General features: G+C 40.1%; 19 protein-coding genes and 1 tRNA gene. 14 read left to right on the plus strand and 6 right to left on the minus strand.

Going from position 1 to position 18,554, the window contains the following annotated elements; translation table 11 throughout:
* On the minus strand, positions 1 to 858 hold the full coding sequence (locus PBT90_RS13185) for a hypothetical protein (protein WP_270129665.1): 858 nt from the start codon (positions 856 to 858) through the stop codon (positions 1 to 3).
* Positions 859 to 1,173: 315 nt separating this feature from the next.
* Here PBT90_RS13185 and PBT90_RS13190 point away from each other — a divergent pair.
* The 4 genes from PBT90_RS13190 (at position 1,174) to PBT90_RS13200 (ending at position 3,708) form a co-directional block, all read left to right on the plus strand.
* A tRNA-Asn gene (locus tag PBT90_RS13190) sits at positions 1,174 to 1,247 on the plus strand.
* 56 nt (positions 1,248 to 1,303) lie between these two features.
* Positions 1,304 to 1,597 carry a GIY-YIG nuclease family protein gene (locus PBT90_RS20465; RefSeq protein ID WP_264811055.1) on the plus strand — a complete coding sequence of 98 codons (294 nt, stop codon included), beginning with the start codon at positions 1,304 to 1,306 and terminating at the stop codon, positions 1,595 to 1,597.
* Positions 1,598 to 2,139: 542 nt separating this feature from the next.
* Positions 2,140 to 2,580 (plus strand): hypothetical protein, encoded by a 441-nt coding sequence (locus PBT90_RS13195; RefSeq protein ID WP_270129666.1) that lies wholly within the window; start codon positions 2,140 to 2,142, stop codon positions 2,578 to 2,580.
* Positions 2,581 to 2,910: 330 nt separating this feature from the next.
* Complete coding sequence (locus PBT90_RS13200) at positions 2,911 to 3,708, plus strand: hypothetical protein (protein ID WP_270129667.1); 798 nt, start codon at positions 2,911 to 2,913, stop codon at positions 3,706 to 3,708.
* A 58-nt stretch (positions 3,709 to 3,766) separates the two neighbouring features.
* Here PBT90_RS13200 and PBT90_RS13205 read toward each other — a convergent pair whose 3' ends face one another.
* From PBT90_RS13205 to PBT90_RS13215, 3 genes are all read right to left on the minus strand, one after another.
* Positions 3,767 to 3,961: a LytTR family transcriptional regulator DNA-binding domain-containing protein gene (locus PBT90_RS13205; RefSeq protein WP_270129668.1), complete on the minus strand. Its 195-nt coding sequence runs from the start codon at positions 3,959 to 3,961 to the stop codon at positions 3,767 to 3,769.
* Positions 3,962 to 4,061: 100 nt separating this feature from the next.
* Complete coding sequence (locus PBT90_RS13210; RefSeq protein ID WP_270129669.1) at positions 4,062 to 4,712, minus strand: hypothetical protein; 651 nt, start codon at positions 4,710 to 4,712, stop codon at positions 4,062 to 4,064.
* Positions 4,713 to 4,750: 38 nt separating this feature from the next.
* A complete protein-coding gene (locus PBT90_RS13215) occupies positions 4,751 to 5,992 on the minus strand; it encodes a serine hydrolase domain-containing protein (protein ID WP_270129670.1) in 1,242 nt (413 codons plus the stop codon).
* 329 nt (positions 5,993 to 6,321) lie between these two features.
* Between PBT90_RS13215 and PBT90_RS13220 the strand changes: the two genes are divergently transcribed.
* The 10 genes from PBT90_RS13220 (at position 6,322) to PBT90_RS13265 (ending at position 16,535) form a co-directional block, all read left to right on the plus strand.
* Positions 6,322 to 7,299, plus strand: coding sequence for an AraC family transcriptional regulator (locus PBT90_RS13220; protein WP_270129671.1), 978 nt, complete (start codon positions 6,322 to 6,324; stop codon positions 7,297 to 7,299).
* Between the two features lie 217 nt (positions 7,300 to 7,516).
* The gene (locus PBT90_RS13225) at positions 7,517 to 8,221 is read left to right on the plus strand and encodes a DUF4386 domain-containing protein (protein ID WP_270129672.1); all 705 of its coding nucleotides are present in this window, start codon (positions 7,517 to 7,519) and stop codon (positions 8,219 to 8,221) included.
* Positions 8,218 to 9,174 (plus strand): NAD(P)-dependent alcohol dehydrogenase, encoded by a 957-nt coding sequence (locus PBT90_RS13230; protein WP_270129673.1) that lies wholly within the window; start codon positions 8,218 to 8,220, stop codon positions 9,172 to 9,174. The genes PBT90_RS13225 and PBT90_RS13230 overlap by 4 nt, the downstream gene beginning before the upstream one ends.
* A gap of 228 nt (positions 9,175 to 9,402) precedes the next feature.
* Positions 9,403 to 11,184 (plus strand): tetratricopeptide repeat protein, encoded by a 1,782-nt coding sequence (locus PBT90_RS13235; RefSeq protein WP_270129674.1) that lies wholly within the window; start codon positions 9,403 to 9,405, stop codon positions 11,182 to 11,184.
* A 4-nt stretch (positions 11,185 to 11,188) separates the two neighbouring features.
* The gene (locus PBT90_RS13240) at positions 11,189 to 12,415 is read left to right on the plus strand and encodes an MFS transporter (RefSeq protein WP_184492713.1); all 1,227 of its coding nucleotides are present in this window, start codon (positions 11,189 to 11,191) and stop codon (positions 12,413 to 12,415) included.
* Between the two features lie 104 nt (positions 12,416 to 12,519).
* Positions 12,520 to 13,140, plus strand: a complete 621-nt coding sequence (locus tag PBT90_RS13245) for a CatB-related O-acetyltransferase (RefSeq protein ID WP_270129675.1) — start codon at positions 12,520 to 12,522, stop codon at positions 13,138 to 13,140.
* A gap of 319 nt (positions 13,141 to 13,459) precedes the next feature.
* Complete coding sequence (locus tag PBT90_RS13250) at positions 13,460 to 13,675, plus strand: hypothetical protein (RefSeq protein WP_270129676.1); 216 nt, start codon at positions 13,460 to 13,462, stop codon at positions 13,673 to 13,675.
* A 141-nt stretch (positions 13,676 to 13,816) separates the two neighbouring features.
* On the plus strand, positions 13,817 to 14,377 hold the full coding sequence (locus tag PBT90_RS13255; protein ID WP_270129677.1) for a hypothetical protein: 561 nt from the start codon (positions 13,817 to 13,819) through the stop codon (positions 14,375 to 14,377).
* Positions 14,378 to 14,466: 89 nt separating this feature from the next.
* Complete coding sequence (locus PBT90_RS13260) at positions 14,467 to 15,621, plus strand: serine hydrolase domain-containing protein (protein ID WP_270129678.1); 1,155 nt, start codon at positions 14,467 to 14,469, stop codon at positions 15,619 to 15,621.
* Positions 15,622 to 15,665: 44 nt separating this feature from the next.
* Entirely contained in the window at positions 15,666 to 16,535 is an 870-nt protein-coding gene (locus PBT90_RS13265) for an SDR family oxidoreductase (RefSeq protein ID WP_270129679.1), read from the plus strand.
* A gap of 74 nt (positions 16,536 to 16,609) precedes the next feature.
* Here the strand turns inward: PBT90_RS13265 and PBT90_RS13270 are convergent, their stop codons facing one another.
* Together PBT90_RS13270 and PBT90_RS13275 are read right to left on the minus strand one after the other, a co-directional pair.
* Positions 16,610 to 17,299, minus strand: a complete 690-nt coding sequence (locus PBT90_RS13270) for a LytR/AlgR family response regulator transcription factor (protein ID WP_270129680.1) — start codon at positions 17,297 to 17,299, stop codon at positions 16,610 to 16,612.
* Positions 17,287 to 18,549, minus strand: coding sequence for a sensor histidine kinase (locus tag PBT90_RS13275; protein ID WP_270129681.1), 1,263 nt, complete (start codon positions 18,547 to 18,549; stop codon positions 17,287 to 17,289). Before PBT90_RS13275 ends, PBT90_RS13270 begins: the two co-directional genes overlap by 13 nt.
* Between the last annotated feature and the right edge of the window lie 5 nt (positions 18,550 to 18,554).

Here is an 18,554-nt window from a genome sequence, read left to right on the forward strand (position 1 = left end):
TTAATGAGTCAAAGGATATCGGTAAAGTACCGGAATAATATTGAACCTGCGCTCGCTTAAGGTAAAATAACCTGGTTTTCTACTGTCAAAACCTATCGCCTCTCCCTGCGGTTCGGGATCGTATGGCAATAGCTCCGATTCACTTTCTAAGGTTTCTGCTATAGATTCCCCTACTTTTCTATTCCAATAATGAACTTCGAGATAAGTTTTGATGAGGATTTTGGTACCATCAGGCGAGATATCTCCACCTACAGAACCACCAAAATCCAATTCCGCCACATTTTCCAATTCCACCTTCCCCTTTGGGAAATCCTCAAATTTGAGTCGAAATACGTTATTGGACTTATCCCGTTTACTCACTATAAAAACATCCTTGGAAATGGGGTCCACCATCAAAGTCTCCGCATCCCTAGGCCCCTTAGGATAGGTCAAAACCACCTTTTCCATAGAGACAGTCTGGGTTTTGAGCAAAGTTTCTGGCTCCATTACCCTGTAGACCACCACCTGATCGCGTACTGCAAGATTATCACCTATATCACCCAAGTAGATGTAACTTTCTTCACCTGGTCCAGGGCCCACCGCAATATCTTCCCAGTCTATGTTTTCTGCGCCTTCTAAAACCAACTCAGCAATAAGCTCCTTTTCCAGACTGAGCACATAGATGATAGGCTCTCCACCGCTGTCATTGTGTACATATATCCTGTCTGTATCTATTCGGCTTTGAGCAAGCCCACTGATTTCTTCCAGTGTCTGAGATTGGATCTCCTTTAGTGCCAAGGGAGCTTGAGAGCTGGTATCCTGAGCGAAAGCCCAAATCGAATATTGTAAGGTAACTAGTAGTAAAAGACCGAATTTCATAAACATATAGTAGAGCGTAGTAGGTAAATTAATGAAAACAACGATTGATCACACCGGACAGGAACATGAGTAAGCCCAATCATGCTAACAGTAAAAACAGGCTCCGAGATTCCTTTTTAGAAGAAAAATTGGATTTAATCAAAGATGATTTCAATCCTAAAGCTTTATTCAAAAAATAAGTAACTGAGCATGAAGCAAAAAGAAAGAAGGAGTAAGAAAATCACATTTTTTTTAGGGTGAGGGTTTGGAATAAATCATATAGCCTCCTACATTTGCATCACCAATTCGGAAAAAGCTCCGGGTTAAACATAAAATTCCTTCTTAGCTCAGTTGGTTAGAGCATCTGACTGTTAATCAGAGGGTCCTTGGTTCGAGCCCAAGAGAAGGAGCATATAAAGCCTCATTTCGGAAGATCTGAGGCTTTTTTTGGTTTTAAAGATATGCCATGGATTTTTCAGTATATATCCTGTATTCCAGGAGTTTGGACAAATTCTACATTGGATATACAGCTAATTTCACAGCAAGGTTAGCTTATCACAACAGTACCCAAAATAAAATCTGGACGAAAAGAGGACAGCCTTGGGAAGTTCATCTGCTAATTGACAGGCTAGAAAAATCCCAAGCTTTGAAGATGGAAAAACACCTAAAAAAAATGAAGTCCAGAAATTATCTTATTAATCTAAAAGCCGATCCTTCGGCAATCGATGCGCTGATACAAAGATTTAGGAAAAGCATCTGATCCCGATTCATCGGGAAGGGTCCTTGGTTCGAGCCCAAGAGAAGGAGCAAAACCTGATACGAAAGTGTCAGGTTTTTTTATGCCAACATTTTTTCAATTAATCAGAAAAGGATACTTTCTCAAGACAACATTCAAGACAAGCCTAACCAACCTTGACCGGGTAGGTATTGCTCGAAATGAAAGGATAAGAGACTCGAATTCTTTGTCAGGCTGAGCACTGGAGCTACGGGGGTAGCGGATATCGAAGCCTTTGTATCTATATCAAGTTCAGGGAAAATTAATAATTGTGAGAGGTAAGCATAATTAACAGCTATTCTTGTTCTCGACTACGCTCGAACTGACATGATTGGTGATTTGATTTCCATTTCTAAATTCTCGACCACATGACTATTGGATTGAGAGAAGAAGCAAAAGCCACTCATTTCTAAAAGGCTTTTACTTTACCTTCAACTTTGCTTTTTCTATTTCCTCCCCTGCTTTCCTACAAAATCCTTATTTTTAATCTTCTTATGTTCTAAGAATTCCCAAACCCAGCTTCGACTATGAAAAAATCATTTTTGTACCTCATTTCACTAACACTCATTTTTATTGGAAATGAAACCTGTTTTGGTCAGACAATCCTTAAAAAAGAAACCGTTACCGACCTCAGTAAAACACCAAACTACGCCTTTGGAGTAAAAGACGAAGATGGTTTCAAAAGCGCATTATCGATATATGATACCTTCATAGAAAATGGAGTCGAGATTGAAAATTTTGAAATTGTAATGAAAGGCCCAGTAGTCAAAACGATGGTGAAAGACTCTGAACTTGAGAAGTATTTTGAGAAATATAATGGCAAAGTTCGTGTTAGTATTTGTAGTGTAGCGATGAAAAGACTTGGAGTTTCCAAAGAGCAGCTTTTTCCTGGATTGGAAGTGGTAGAAACTTACACGATACGCATTCTTCAATTACAGGCTTTGGGCTATAATTCGATTATATACTGAGAAAAAAAGCAGCACTCGGCAAGAGTAAATTTCAAATAAAATAGTGCCCTAGGTTTAACTGTTCACAGAAAACTCCTATTTACTTTCGAAGAATACCTGTTCGGGTTCCATTATTTAAAAGGAAGTAATTCACTTCATATCACCTGAATTACCCAGCTGAAGAAGTACACCTTTAAATATCGAAAAAACCTTAAATGGTTGCCCTTTCATTGATAGGAGAAGAAAAACCTGACACGAAAGTGTTAGGTTTTTTTATGTTCTAATTTTAATAAATCTAGTATATACTATTTTTAGTTTATTTCGTTAAAACTAAAGTTTTAACTTTTAGCCATGAAGACAATTCTACTATTCGTGTTATTTATGATTCCAAACATCATTTTTTCTCAAGTAAAGGATCATGCTGCATACACTATGAACAATCTTTCTTCATACGAAAAAAGAAAATTAAGATATAGCGAAAGCCGGGAGGATGGCAAATATTTCCTATTTCAGGCAGGACTCCGAAAACATAAAACCACACCAGGAGAAAACCTATACTTTGACATCAATGGTGAATTGGACGGAGTGGTAAGTGGGCTTTATGGGTTTAGAAAAGGCAATCTCTCTTTTGAAACTGGCTTTGGCTTCATTTGGCACAATTCTACTATCAATCATTTTTTAGGTAATACAGGTGAAAAACTTGAGACCTATGTAAATTTCAACTCCGGATATTTGCCAGTAGGGTTTAGGTACGATATTCCTTTAGATGACAAAAAAAGTGTCAGATTTGGTGCTCATGCCTCGGCAAATATCATCCTTTTTTCAACAGATAAGCCTGATGAGTTTGGATCAACCTCCTATTCTAAAACCGCAGGAACCGAAAATATTTACCTTGACATGCAAATAGAAGAGAAAAAGTTTCCAGCCTTTTTTAAGGTTGGCCTACATTCAGAAATAGCCATTTTTAAATCTTCTTTCTTGGTCATTCGAGGCAGCTATATTTTATCTCCAACTACCTACAGGACAATTTTATATAATTGGGAACTAAACAATGAATCTGGCTCATTTCGGAATGAAACAAAAATCGATGGATTGATTTTTGAAATTGCTTACAAACTACCTTTGAATATTTTTAATCTCGAAAAGTAAAAGCGTAGAACTTCAAGGAGAAATTACAGAAACCAATAAACATCAACTTTTAATACCCTTACCCCAACAAGCTACTTACCTCCGCTCTATACGTCTGCCCGATTGGAATTTCATTCCTATCAGTTTTGATTCGATTACCCTTGATGGTTTGGATTTTAGCAGTATTGACCCAATAGGATTTCTGAACCCTTAGGGAATTTCCCTGTACCAATTTCTCTTCTATCTCAGAGATTTTCTCTGGAAATATTATCATACCTCCAGAGTGAAAACCTTGCAGTAATTCCCCAAGGCTTCCACCAAGAAAATATAATCAGCTCCAAACCAGCAACATTCCAAAGATGATATTCAGCCGATTAGAAGTTTACTCCAAAGTAAAGATTGGGTTCAAACAGGAAATAATTCTTCCATTTATCATCCAGTTGTTTGAATCCTTCAGGAGTATTGGTATCAAAAACCCAAAACTGGGAATGAATCTGAGGCTCGATGAAAAATCGCTTTTTATTGCCAAAGTCCAAATGATAGCCAAGATGAAATGAATTATATAGTTTAAAGCCATTCCCAATTTTGTTATTATCTTCATCTAAATAGGTTTTATACTGTGGCAATACTTCCACTGTGGCAAATAAGCCCTTCCAAAGCATTCGCTGATAACTTATTCCTATACCGGTTTCTCGTACATGCCCAGGATAGAATTCAGTTTCAGAATCTACTTTATCCAAAAGTCCATCCCACCAGAGGATACCCATTGGCTGAAATAATCGCCAGGTGGCAAACTTTACCCCAACTATATTCTTATTATCCAGATTGCGCTTCAAATGAAATTCTATGTGCTGAGTATTTGTCCTATCATTCCAGGATTTTTCAACTAATTGGGGGACAATAATCACGGGGAAACTGACCCTATATTGATGGGCTAGTAAAGGTTCCTTGCTAGTTTTTTGGCTGTTTTGAGCAGACGCACTTAGTGTTATAAGCGTTAGAATAATGATCAGTACGTTTTTCATTTTTTTAATTTTTAGTAGTGAGATAGTTTAATTAAGAATTAATAGTTCGTTGTGAATTCCTTAATTGCGTCTTGAATCATTTCGGCCAATTCAAAATAGGCCGTTTCATTTTCTTCAGTAGAAGCATCCATATTGGTCAAAAGGAGATAGCCCGTATTTTCAGTCATGTCGAACTGTAAACTGCAAGTTGTTCCAGGGTCGCTGCCATCATGTTTGACTTCGCTTCCATCCAAAAACCAGAAAATACCTTGATTTGCAGCCAACCCTGCTGGCAATTCGCCATGGGGAAGCATAGCTTCAAAAAGCATTTGATAACCCGCTTCTGAAAACAAATTGGATGACTTTCCCATTGCACCAGACATCATATCCATCAGGTATTTTGCTAAGTCTTCGTTGCTGCTGTAAATACTGCCATCTGGGTAGGAATCATTGGCGTACTTTGGGAGAGGAGTGTTTTTGTCCCAATATAATATTGCGAGGTCAGCAGGATTTAGATTAGCCACCTCATAAGCGGTTTGAAACATATCCAAAGGCTGAAAAATGTTTGCATTTACGTACGCTTTGAAGGGTAGGCCTGTAGCTGACTCAACTAAATAGGCCGCCAAAGAAGTAGCGACATTGGAGTAACTCCAAGTTTCACCTGGAGCAGTCTCAGCAAAATTATCCAAGCTGTAGAAGGCTCCTCCTTCTTGATAGTATTCAGCCAAGAATTCATTTAGAGGCAAAGTTTCCCTTTGTTGGATACCAAAACCATCAGTCAACAATTGAGCGCCTACAGTGGATAAATTTTCGCCAGGCAAAATATGGTAGGCTTTAAAGTACACATCAGGATTATCGAGCAGTCCAGAGGTGTGGGTAACGAGATGCTTTATCTGAATAACAGCATTAGGCAGTTTGGGATTTTGTATGGTGAAAGGCAAAATGTCATTGATGTCCGTATCTAAAGAAAAATACCCCTGCTCAATCGCTTTCACGATAGCCGCCCCAACAAAAGTTTTGCTGATTGACCCTATAGGTTGGGTAGTGTGATTGGTGTAGGCTATGCCGTTTTGGAAATCTGCTTTTCCAAATGGTTGTTGGTAAAGAAGTGAATCGTCTTTTACCACTGAAACTGCAAAACCTGGTGCTTTCGCTTTGATATAAATTTCAGCTAAAACTGCTGTTAATTCCGAAGGTGTTGAAATGGAACCTGAGTGTGGGAGTGGATTTTCCTCAAATTTGTTGCATGAAAAAAGAATTGGTATCATGAAAAATGAGAGAACGATAAAAGGCTTTTTCATAGATTGACTTTATTAAAATTTTAATTCAATAGGATGCTTTCCCCCTGTCTCCTACCGAAAAATCAGCAGAAAAAGAAATCCTTATCAACTGATCTGAAATGCTGATTGATCAAATTGACATTGCAAAAATGAAGTTGAATAACAGGTCAATCGTCCCAAAATGTAATTGTGGACATTTTGATGAGATTCGGGGCTTTTTGGCAAGAGTGGTAAGTCGGAATAAGCAGCTATGCTTTACAATTCCTAAAAAAACCTTGAAGAATCCATAAAGAGTCTTCCAGAAATAAATCTATTTTTTTGGGTAATATTACTTGACCAGAAAGAATAATATGGATTTTGTAAACGCAAGCATCTACCTAAAAGCCAAATCTTTAGCCATTAAAGAAGGGATGCCTACGCTTCAATTCCTTAAGAAACACTCAACCGTTAACCCTACCTATTTACCAATTGATTTCCTTTATGACATTTATGAATGGGCCAGAGACAACCTTTCACCGGGATTCAGTGTGCGTCAGGGAGAGCAACTGAATTCAGAAGACTATGGTACCTTGGGGCTATCCTGGAAAACCAGCTGGCAGGCAAAGGATATCCTGGAAAGATTGCAGCGATACATGGTATTGGTCACTGATCAGGGAACTATACAGTTACTGAAAAAAAATACTCACTCTCAGCTCTTTCTCCACCGACCTCCCCGTCGAAAAGGAATCGAAATGGCAAATGAAGTTTCCTTTGTCATGCTGACGGGAGTTTTGCAGGAAGTGACAGGGCAAAAAATCCAGCCAAATCAAGTGACTTTTCAGCATTCAGAATCCTCCTCTCAAAAAGCGCTTGAAGATTTTTTTCAATGTTCGGTGGAATTCGGAGCTTCTCAAAATATGCTTCGATTTCGAACAGAATTACTAGAAATTCGGACAATAAAAGCCGATAAAAGTATTCATCGATTTCTTTTAGATCGTTTGGAAGAGGAGAAAAAAGGAATTTTCTCGCAAGCAGATCACCTACTAATGGACATTCAGCAACTGATCACAGAGGTTCTACCCAGTGGTATCCCTAGTATCATTCAAATTGCAGATCAACTCAATATGAGTGCCCGAACGCTCAAGCGTAGACTTGCTGAGAAAGAATTGACCTTTCGGAATCAGGTTCAACTGATTCAGCAAGAAACTGCACAGGATTTATTACTGAATTCCCCCCTTAGCATAGCAGAAATCGCCTTTCAGACAGGTTTTTCCGAGCAAAGTGCTTTTAACAGGGCTTTCAAAAGGTGGACCCAACTTTCCCCTTTGGAATATCGCAAAACTCAGTGAATGAGTTCGAGTGGTCTTAAATGTCAAAGAATTGGCACAAAGCGTCAATCTTACTTTTTTACCCTGCTTTACTTTTACACCTATCAATTAAACAGATTTTGAATCAAGGAAATCCTCAAGATTTTACCTCATTTCCGGAAATGGACTTCCGAGTAGAAAAGTAATGGAATGATTATTTCCTGATTTGAAGCACAACCAAGCAAAAACCCCTAGAATAATGGGAAATCAAATTCAAAATACCCCATCGGTCAGACTTATTGGAATACTTTATGTCTTTGTTATCATTTTGGCAGGTTTTAGTCAGGGATATGTGAGGGAGGGAATTTTTGTAGCAGGAGATGCTCTCAATACTTCCGAGAATATCCTTGAAAATGAGGGGCTATTCCGCCTCGGACTCTTGACGGATCTTTTAGCTTTTTTATTAGATGCCATCATTTCTGTAATGCTTTATTTACTTTTAAAACCCTACGGAAAAACGCTGGCCCTTATTTCTTCTTCCCTACGGCTTTTGGCACATCCCGCGATTGGAACGCTCAATCTACTCAACCACTACCTTGCACTTCATGTGTTGAAAAGTGAACCTTTGTCTTTGTCTTTTAATCAGGATCAAATAGCCTCTTTAAGCCATCTCTACATGGATGCACATAGCTATGGGTACCTGATCGCAGGAGCTTTTTTTGGGATTCATTGTCTTTTACTGGGAGTTCAGCTCTTCCAAAGTGGTGTTTTTCCTAAATTTCTTGGCATCCTCATGTTTTTTGCCGGTTTGGGCTATTTAATTGAAACATTTGGTGACTTTGCTTTTCCCGGAAACGAGGCGCTATTCGCTTGGATCGTTGGCATAGCTGCTGCTTTAGGCGAAGTCACCCTGGCATTTTACTTCCTGATCAAAGGCTCAAAAATCAAATCCGTTTCAGCATGAAAGCAATAATCTATCAAGAATATGGTTCCACAGAAAACCTCAAACTTCAAGAGATAAATCAGCCTGAACCCAAAGCAGATGAGGTTTTAATCAAGGTTCTGGCGGCATCGGTCAATCAAGCTGATAGACATCTTTTGAGTGGAACTCCCTTTCCGGTTCGTTTTACCGCTGGATTGTTTCGACCGAAGTTTCAAACGCTTGGGGCAGATGTTTCGGGAGTGATTAAGCGCATTGGGAAAAACATCAGCCAGTTTAAGGTAGGTGATGAAGTTTATGGGGATCTTTCAGGGATTGGCTTTGGAGGCTTTGCTGAATATGCTGTAGCCAAAGAAGAGATCCTGGCAATAAAGCCCAAAAATCTATCATTTGGGGAAACAGCAGCCATGCCCATGGCCTCGGTAACGGCTTTGCAGGGATTAAGGGATTTGGGAGAAATTCAAAAAGGAGATGAGGTACTTATCAACGGAGCTTCAGGAGGTGTAGGTGGTTTTGCCGTCCAAATCGCCAAGGCCTACGGTGCCCGGGTAACAGCAGTCTGTAGCGGAAGAAATGAGGAGCTGGCTAAAATACAGGGGGCTGATGAAGTCATAGATTATTCCCTTCGCGATTTCACCAAAGAAGATCGAAAATTCGACTTGATTCTAGATGGACCAGTCAATCATTCACTCAGTGAAATAGAAAGAGTTTTGAAAGAAAATGGAAGGTATGTTGCCTTTGGCTTTTCCATGGAGGCGCTTCTTCTGGGATCTTGGAAATCTTTCCGAACTGGGAAGAAATTCAAAACCCTTCTTGCAAAAGTGAAACAAGCCGACCTTAAGCTAATGGCAAACCTTGCTGATGAAGGAAAGATCAAACCTTATATCCAACAAAGCTTTACGCTCGATGAAGTTCCTCAGGCTTTGGATTTGTTGATAAATGGAAAGGTTTCAGGAAAATTGGCAATTACCATCTAATCTTATGATTGGGATTTTAGAATTCAGCTACCTTTTCTACTATTGAATTGTAAGTAAATAGGCAATAAATGATTGCCAAAAAAAGTATCAATTAAAGACTCAATAAATCCACTTTATCTATGTTTTTAGCTTTAACATTTAGCCAAAAACTTCAGGAAGTTTTATCTTGAGTGCTATTTATGACCTAATTTCAATTACCAAGATGTTCTTGGGCTTTTTTTCCTTTGGATGAATCAACGCTCCATCGCAGTACTCCCTTTTGATAATCTCAGTTCAGATCCGGAAAATGAATATTTTTCTGACGGAATGGCTGAGGAAATCATCAATGCACTAAGCAAAATCCAAAGCCTAAAAGTAATAGCCAGAACTTCTTCCTTTGCCTTTAAAGGTCAAAAAATCGACGTACGTATTATTGGCAATAAACTGGGCGTCGCTTCTGTCATCGAGGGTAGTATTCGAAAAGCGGGAAGCCGGGTTCGGATCGCAGTACAACTTATTCGCACAGACAATGGATTTCATATCTGGTCCGAAACCTTTGACCGGACTTTGGAGGATATTTTTGACCTACAGGATGAAATCAGCCTTTTGGTCGCAGATCGAATTCGAGAGAATTTTGGGCATATGGATATTGAGGACAGCCTTGTATCTTCCAAAACAAGTAACCCGGAGGCATACGACCTTTTCCTTAAGGCAAGTCATCACTTTAAGCGAAAAGACTTGGCCGATGTCAAAGAAGCTCTCCTGTTGTTTACCAAAGCCACCGAACTAGACCCCGAATTTACCGAGGCTTATTCTTACATCGGAGAAACCTACCTTCACCATGCTGGTTTCAATTTAATTTCTGCCAAAGAGGGTTTTCAGAAATCCAGAGAATATGCTCAAAAAGCACTGAATATTAATCAAAAAGATAGGCGTGCCCATAAGGTCATGGCATATGTCCACCTCTTTCATGACTGGAATTGGGAAGCAGCCATCCAATCCTATAATCAAGCAGTGGCAGCAGGACTGAATAACGAAATTGATTTTATTACCAACTACTATATTTTCATCCAAAAGGATTACGACTTGGCCATTGCTATCGCCAAAGAAAATCAATCTAGGGATCCACTTCACATCATAAGCTACTGGTGGTTAGGACTCTGTTATTACCTCTCGGGCAGATTTAAAGAAGCTCTTTCTGCATTTGAAGAAAGCTTACGGATCGACCCTGATTTCAGTGAAGCTCTTCGCTGGAAAGGTTTGGTTTTAGGGTACCTGGGAAGATTTGAAGAGGCCTTTCAGACCCTCGACAAAGCGATCGAATTGACCAAGGGGGAAGGCTTGGTCAAACTGGATCTGATGACAGTAAAAGTACTCAGCGGAGAGATCGAAGGAGTGCTCGAGGAGCTCGAAAACAGTCACTACATTGACCCTTGTGACCCCGCGGCTTTATACAGTTTGATGAATCGACCAGAGGAGGCGGTTTACTTTCTTCAGAAAGGCTTGGAAGAAAAATCAAGTATGATGGTAAGCCTAAAATACTGGTGGGTCTGGGACAATATCAGAGATGATAATCGATTTAAGGAAATCTACAACCAGATGAATTTCCAAGATCATAAACCTCATCGACATCACCCTACCAACCAACAACTGGTCATTACCCAATCCAGTCAAATGAGTGAGGAAGAATGCGAGCATTTTTTACAAGTCTTACAGGAGAAAATGGCATCGGAGGAGGCAGTGACTGACACCAATCTTACCTTACGCTCTTTGGCCGGGCAGATTGAGCTGCACCCCAACAAGCTTTCTTGGCTAATCAACATGAAACTGGGTCAAAATTTTAATGACTATGTCAATTCCCATCGCCTTTCTATCTTCCAGCGAAAAGTCATTGACAAAGCCAATGCACATATTACCTTGTTGGGAATGGCATATGAAAGTGGATTTACATCCAAATCAGTGTTCAATGACTTTTTCAAAAAATCAACTGGATTTACTCCAAAAGCCTGGGTAAAAGCTCATAGAAATTAACCCCATGCGAGAAAAGGAAGAATTCACTTCTTATCAAAAGTTAGTCATTTTGGGCCTGGGCAGCCTCCTTTTTACAGTTGTATTAGACTACATGCTATTGCCAGCCTTGAGCAGTACTCTTCTCGATAAGCTCAATCTCAGCACGGAAGAATTCGGTTTGGTTGCTTCTGCCTATGCCGTAAGTGCCGGGATTTCCGCCATTCTTGCATCTGGTTTTGCGGATAGATTTGATCGAAAATCCTTTCTGATCGTATTTTACAGTGGATTTTTAATGGGAATCATTTTCTGTGCTTTGTCGCCCTCATTTCCCATGCTTTTGGGAGCCAGAATTATTACTGGGGCTTTTGGAGGAATGATTGCCTCGATTTCTTATGCCCTTGTGGCTGATTTGTTTACCTTAGAACAAAGAGGTCAAGTGATGGGATGGATCCAAATGGCTTTTGCTGCCAGTTTAGTGATAGGCCTTCCTTTGTCCCTATTTCTAGCCAGTTCTTTTTCCTGGCAATTATCTTATGGGTTGATCTTTGGTTTGGGAAGCTTGGCTCTATTGCTTGTTAGTTTTATTATTCGTCCTTCAAAAAAACATAGCACAAGACTTTCTTCCCCCTGGGCACATCTTTTTCAAAGTTTAAGAAGGTCTTCCTATTGGACTGTTTTTGGAGCCAATATTTTGATTGTAGGAGGAGATGTGATTTTTATGACATTCAATGCGGCTTACCTTACTTACAACCTTGGAATTGAAGAAAGTGAACTTCCATGGGTTTATGGAGCCATTGGTCTGACTACATTGATTTCAGCTCCTGTATTTGGAAGGATTTCGGATAGGATTGGGAAATGGGTTGTTTTTTCCACGGGGACTTTGATAGCCATTTTAGCAGTTCTGGTTTACACCTGGTCAAATACTGCATCTTTTGAATGGATTATTTTGCTCCATGTAATTTTATATTTGGGAATAAACGCAAGAATGATCTCCCTTTCTGCTTTGGCAACAGCGATCCCTGCAGCTTCCAACCGTGGTGCTTTCATGGCCATTGATTCATCTATCCAGCAATTGGCTGGAGGTTTAGCTGCTGCAGTTGCTGGCTGGGTTATTTTTCAAGATGCGGATGGCAGATTACTTCATTATCCTCAAATAGGTTCGCTGATTGCAGTATTGATGGTCCTTTCTTCGGTATTGGTGCTTTTGGTAAACATAATAGTCAATACCAAATCTACCTCCGAAGAGAACTGATTTAGGAGAGATCTTTCCTAATACGTCCGAAATCATAAACCCGGACGCTTATTATCACTTTTTTGGGCACTTTTACTTCATTCCCATCAAAAAACGATCTTATTATGACTGGTCCAGATAAAGAACAAGCCTTTCCCCTTGCCGGCTATAAGCGACTTTGCTTTCTAAAGAACCTGATCAAAAACCCACAAATTCAAGTAGGGGACTTTACCTATTATGATGATTTTGAAGATGTTCACAATTTTGAAAAAAATGTCAAATACCTCTTCGATTTTGTAGGCGACCGGTTAATCATCGGAAAGTTTTGCATGATCGCTTCAGATGTGACCTTCCTTATGAACGGAGCCAATCACCTTTCCAAAGCTCTATCCTCTTATCCTTTTGCAATTTTTGGGAAAGGCTGGGAAAAAGCCATGGAAGGCAAAAGCTATCCTCAAAAAGGTGACACCATCATCGGGAATGATGTGTGGATCGGATATGCTGCAACCATCATGCCCGGCGTCAAAATCGGAGATGGAGCTATCATTGCGAGCAAGTCGGTCGTCACGAGAGATGTAGAACCTTACAGTATTGTAGGAGGCAATCCTGCCCAAGAAATCAGAAAGCGCTTTTCTAAAGAAAAAATAGAACAGCTATTGAAGTTGAAATGGTGGGATTGGCCGATTGAGCGAATCACCCATAACGTACAGCATCTTACCGGCGATCGAGTAGCGAATTTGCTTTGAGCAGGAGCTTACCTTATTCCCATTAATTCAAATGAGACTTTATCAAAAGTAAAGTTTGTCACATTGAGCGAAGTCAACTTGTTGTCCAGAATGCTGGAAACGGGCTTCGACTCCGCTCAGGCTGACAGCAGAATGACTTTTGATACAGCCTCATCTTTTTTTTATATGAATTGCTCTGCAGGCTGATTTTTCATTCCTCAATTTCCTCCAAAGTCCGGGATTTCACGAAAACGTCCCAAATCATAATTCAAGACGACTGGAGACGCTCTATACCCCAACTTTGTCACAGTTATTTATCAAAAACCTAACACATACAACGATGAAAAATAAAGCAATCACACTAGGAACAAGTATTGGTATCGCCATTGGAACACTGCTCGGAGTAGCAATAGGCACATCCATCGGCATCATCGCACTCGGATTATTGGGAGTGGACTTTGACAATCAAATCACTTTCTGGATCAGCACCGGAATGGCTGTAGGTGGAGGAATCAGCCTGGTCAACTTTATGCTCAAATCCTCCAAAGAAGAATAATCAGACATCAATTGGGTTAAAGTCCGGAATCTCACCAAAACGTCCTTAATCATATTTCAAGACGACTGCCCACCCCCTTTAGCCCAAATTTGTCCCATCAATTTTGAAACAGACACAAGTAAAACTTAAACAACACAAAAAATGAAAAAGCTAATCTTTATCTTCTTCTTTGGCCTGATCACCACTCTGAATATTCAGGCCCAAACTGAAAACCCCATCCGCAAAGGCTTCACCGCCGGAGCCTCTGTCGGTGTAGGAGTACTACACTTCACAGATGGGATGTCCGAAAAAGCCACCCGGGGAGGAATCTCCCTCCCTAACCTAAAAATGGGTTGGTTTGTATCTCCCCGAACGGCAATTTATGTCAATACCGTTGGTCAAATCTATGATTCAGAGGGAGTTGACCGAAGCTTCGAGGGCATTATCCCATCCATCCAATACTGGGCTACGGATAAGTGGTGGATCAGCGGCGGTTATGGTGCATCTCTTGATATGCGAGCACTTTATGAATCAAAGGCTGATTCCAAAAAAAATGAATGGGGAAAAGGAGTTTTGATCTCTACAGGTTACGAAGTTCTACAGCGTGAAAAGTGGGCCCTGGATATCCAAAGCCGTATTTATATGGCTCGGGTAACCCGAATTGAAGGTGGTAATCTGGATGCAACCAATTTCTCCATCGGAGTAGGTATTACGCTTTTCTAAAATCAGAAAATCATTTAAAAAGAACCAGCTAGGACAGTCATGTTTCATTCATAGGCTATCCTTCTGGATTTCTCCAAACCAATTAAGCCATGAAATCCCAAAATATTTTCCTATTCCTTTTTGCTATGTTCAACTTTCAATTCCTCTTTGCTCAAAACATCCTTAAAAAGGAAAAAAACCTAGACAGTCTTTTCCAGGAAACAATGGAAAATGATTTGCTTCATAATGCCCTCTTTCGGCTTGAATCCAAAACGCTGGAATTTCAAAAAAGCTGGGCTCATGGACACTTTAATGACGGCAAAAAAGTAGAAATCAATAGCCCATTCCATATTGCCAGCCTGGGAAAAACCTTTACAGCAGTGACTATTGCCAAATTGGCAGAAGAAGGAAAACTGAGCTATGATTCTCCCATGCATCATTATTTACCGAAGAAATTCACTCAAGGACTTCATATCTGGCAAGGAAAAGAATGGACTCGAGAGATTACAGTTTCCCACTTGTTACAACACCTCTCCGGACTTTCCGATTACTTCGAAGACCTGACCAGCAACGGCGAAAACATGCTCGCTGTAGCTTTTGAAAATCCAGATAAGTTTTGGACGCCGCAGGAAATCCTGGACTTCTATAAAGCGGGGTTCCATGCTCGATTCCCTCCCGGAACTGATTACCACTATACTGACACGGAGTACTTATTGCTTGGATTGATCATTGAAGAATTAGAGGAAAAACCACTCCACAAGGTATTCCAAGAGAGGATCTTCAGTCCGCTAGGCATGGTCAATACTTCCATGCATTTGCGATCTAAACCTTTCGAGCAGCCCGACACACCATTGACCGAGATCTACTTTGGAAATGAGGAGGTATCGGGGATGAAAAGCCTTTCAAGTGATTGGGCAGGCGGCGGTATTCAAAGTACTACCATGGATATTTTAATCTTTTTGAGATCGCTTTTTGAAGGAAAACTGATTCAAAAAGAAAGTTTGGAGATCATGCAAGAATGGACTCCTGCCAGCAAAGGGACTTATTATGGCTTTGGCCTGATGCAATGGAAACTTAAGGAACTATTCCCAAGTTTACCCAAGCTTACCCTGATTGGGCACCACGGTTTTACAAGTTCCTTCATGTACTATTGCCCAGAATTGGATGCTTATTTCAGCGGTACTTTCAACCAATCTGAATACCAAAAAGGATCTATGGACTTTTTGGTCAAGGTATTGATGGAGCTAAAAAACACTAAAATTTAGGCTTAGATAACCCTCTGAATTTAAAAGACCAAACTCAAAGAAACATGCAAGGAAAAATAATTCTGGCAGGAGCCACCGGGTATTTAGGAGGTTATATCTCCAAGGAGATCAAGTATCAAAAATTTGATTTTTTAGCTTTTGGACGTAGCGAAGAAAAGCTCAAAAAAATGGGCTTAGCAGATAAGCAATTTCAAGTCCTCGATGTTACGAAATTGGATACTTTTCCAAAAATCGAGGAACCAATAGACACAGTTATTTCAACTGTTGGAATCACCCGTCAAAAGGACGGACTAAGTTATATGGATGTGGATTATCAAGCCAATCTCAATCTTTTAGAGTTTGCCATACGGCACCGAGCAAGAAAGTTTGTTTATGTATCCGTGCTAAATGGAGAACAACTGCGTCACTTGAAAATAACTGCAGCTAAAGAACGCTTCGTCGATTCCTTGAAAGATTCAGGATTGGAATACAGCATCATTAGACCTAACGGTTTTTTCTCCGACATGAAGGACTTCTTGGCAATGGCAAAATCAGGGCGCGTATTTCTGTTTGGAAACGGGGGATTCAAACTCAATCCCATTCACGGAATGGATCTGGCTCGAGTGGTCATTGACAGCATTGCGTCCCCTCAAAAGGAAATCGAAGTTGGCGGCCCGGATATTTTTACACAAAATGAAATCGGGAAACTTGCCTTAGAAGCCTTGGGTAAAAAAATAAAAATCGTCCATCTTCCTGATTGGATGCGGAGGACTGCATTAGCCTTCATGCGTACCTTTACAAGTTCTAAGACTTATGGGCCAATAGAGTTCTTTTTAAGTATGATGGCTCAGGATAATATAGCTCCACGGCATGGCGTACATCGTCTCGAAACTTTTTTCCGGGAAGAGAGCGATCATACAAAAGAAGCAGTGTAGCTAGTTTTCCTGGAAAATAGATTGATGAATTCTTAAATAACTAGCTCATTCTACGACAATTATAGGACAAAAAGTCAAGTCAAATACCCTAAAAGATTTGCTTTATAAGTCTGACCAACAGGAACTTTTATCCCAGAAATACTGATTTGGTTTCCTTCCACATATTCTATTCGATGCCGATTGATCAGATATGACTTATGAACACGAATAAAATTGTGTGAAGGGAGCTTGGATTCCAAATCTGAAATCTTTTCAGGACAAATTATCATACCTCCAGAGTGAAAAACCTTGCAGTAATTCCCCAGTGCCTCCACATATAAAATCTCCTGCATTTTAAGCTGGACATGCTTTTTGTCCGACTTAAGAAAAATCCGCTCTGGTTCATCCTCTTTTTTGGAAGCTGGAGTATTTGAAGAGGTCACCTTATTAATGGCCTTGATAAACCGATCCAGACTAAATGGTTTCAGCAAATAATCGGCAATATCCAGCTCATAACCTTGGAGGGCAAACTCCTGATGAGCAGAAGTTACAATCACCTTGGGAGGGTTTGGCAGAGATTTCAATAATTCAAAGCCTGTAAGTTTTGGCATATTGATATCTAAAAAGATCAGATCTACCTGATTACTCCTGAAATACTCCAGAGCCTCAAATCCATTGTAGAAATTGCCCGCTTTTGCCAAAAAGGAAAAGTTCTCACAATAGCCTTCAATAATACGATGCGCGATAGGCTCATCATCCAAAATCACATAGGTTACCTGCTCCATAAGATTTCCAAAACCAAAGTATAGATACCGTTCTTTTGAGTGATTTGCAAGGAATGTTCCCCGGGATAAGTTAATTCCAGTCTTCTCTTTAAGTTCTCCAAACCGATTCCATTTCCCTTATTCTTACCTTCCAAATCATAATTATTGGCCACTTTCAGGCTAAGCTTTTCCAGATTTGCAGACAAATCAATGGTAACAAAAGCGCCTTCAGTAAGTTTTTCCACCCCATGTTTAAAAGCATTCTCAACCGGAACAATAAAAAGCAAAGGGGCGATTTTTAGATTTTCAATGATAGCAACATTAAATTCAATGGTAGGCTCATTCCGGTGACGCAATTTGTGCAAGGCCAAAAAACTCTCAAGGTATTCCACCTCCTTGCTCAACAAAACCTCATTTTCTTTTCCCTCATAAATGGTGTACCGCATCATTTCCGACAGCTTCAGCACCACCTCAGGCGCTGCATCGGATTTTTCCACGCAAAGTCCATAAAGGTTATTTAGGGTATTGAAGAGGAAATGGGGATTGATCTGATTTTTCAACATGGCTAGCTCGGCCTGATTTTTTTGATTTTCCAGATCTTTGATCCTTTTCCACTGTTCGAAAACCCAAAGCAGCAGGAAAACAGGAATAGGCATCAGCAGCATTAAAATCACCCAATCATGGTTTTCCTGCATGAAAGTCTCATCCCATCGAATCAACGTAAATCCTATCCAAATCACCCCATAAACAAAGAAAATGACCTTTTGGTATTTTTTGAAAAAAGCCGGAGCCACAAAATGGGCTATCCCCATCCAAAATAGAATCAGCAAAAAGATGGATACAGGATTGTCAGGAACGGACATCCATTGGTCCAAAAGCAAGGCCCCCGTGAGAAAAAGTGCCAGATAAAGAATCCTGAGTAAGCTCTGCTTACGCAATCGGATTTTGCGGCTGTAATAAAACACCAAACTGCTCAACATCCACCAAGAACCTAGGATCAGGATATTCTCCAGGTATTCATCAAAGTCAATCCTGATAAACCCCATTCTTTGGAACAAAAAGGTGACTAGCAAGGTCACTGCAAAACCCCAGCCCAGTGCCTTGTAAAAAGAAGTTTTTGGAAACATTCTTCTAAGATAAGTAAGCCCGTATAGTTTGAAAATATAGATGACCAACCGGAACATATTGATGACGAACGCCAAGAAAATTACGATCAGGTTGTATCTGCTGTTTTTTTCCAAGTTCATCCTCAATACTAGCCTGTTCGACATATTAA

The sequence above is a fragment of the Algoriphagus sp. TR-M9 genome (assembly GCF_027594545.1).
GTDB lineage: Bacteria > Bacteroidota > Bacteroidia > Cytophagales > Cyclobacteriaceae > Algoriphagus > Algoriphagus halophytocola.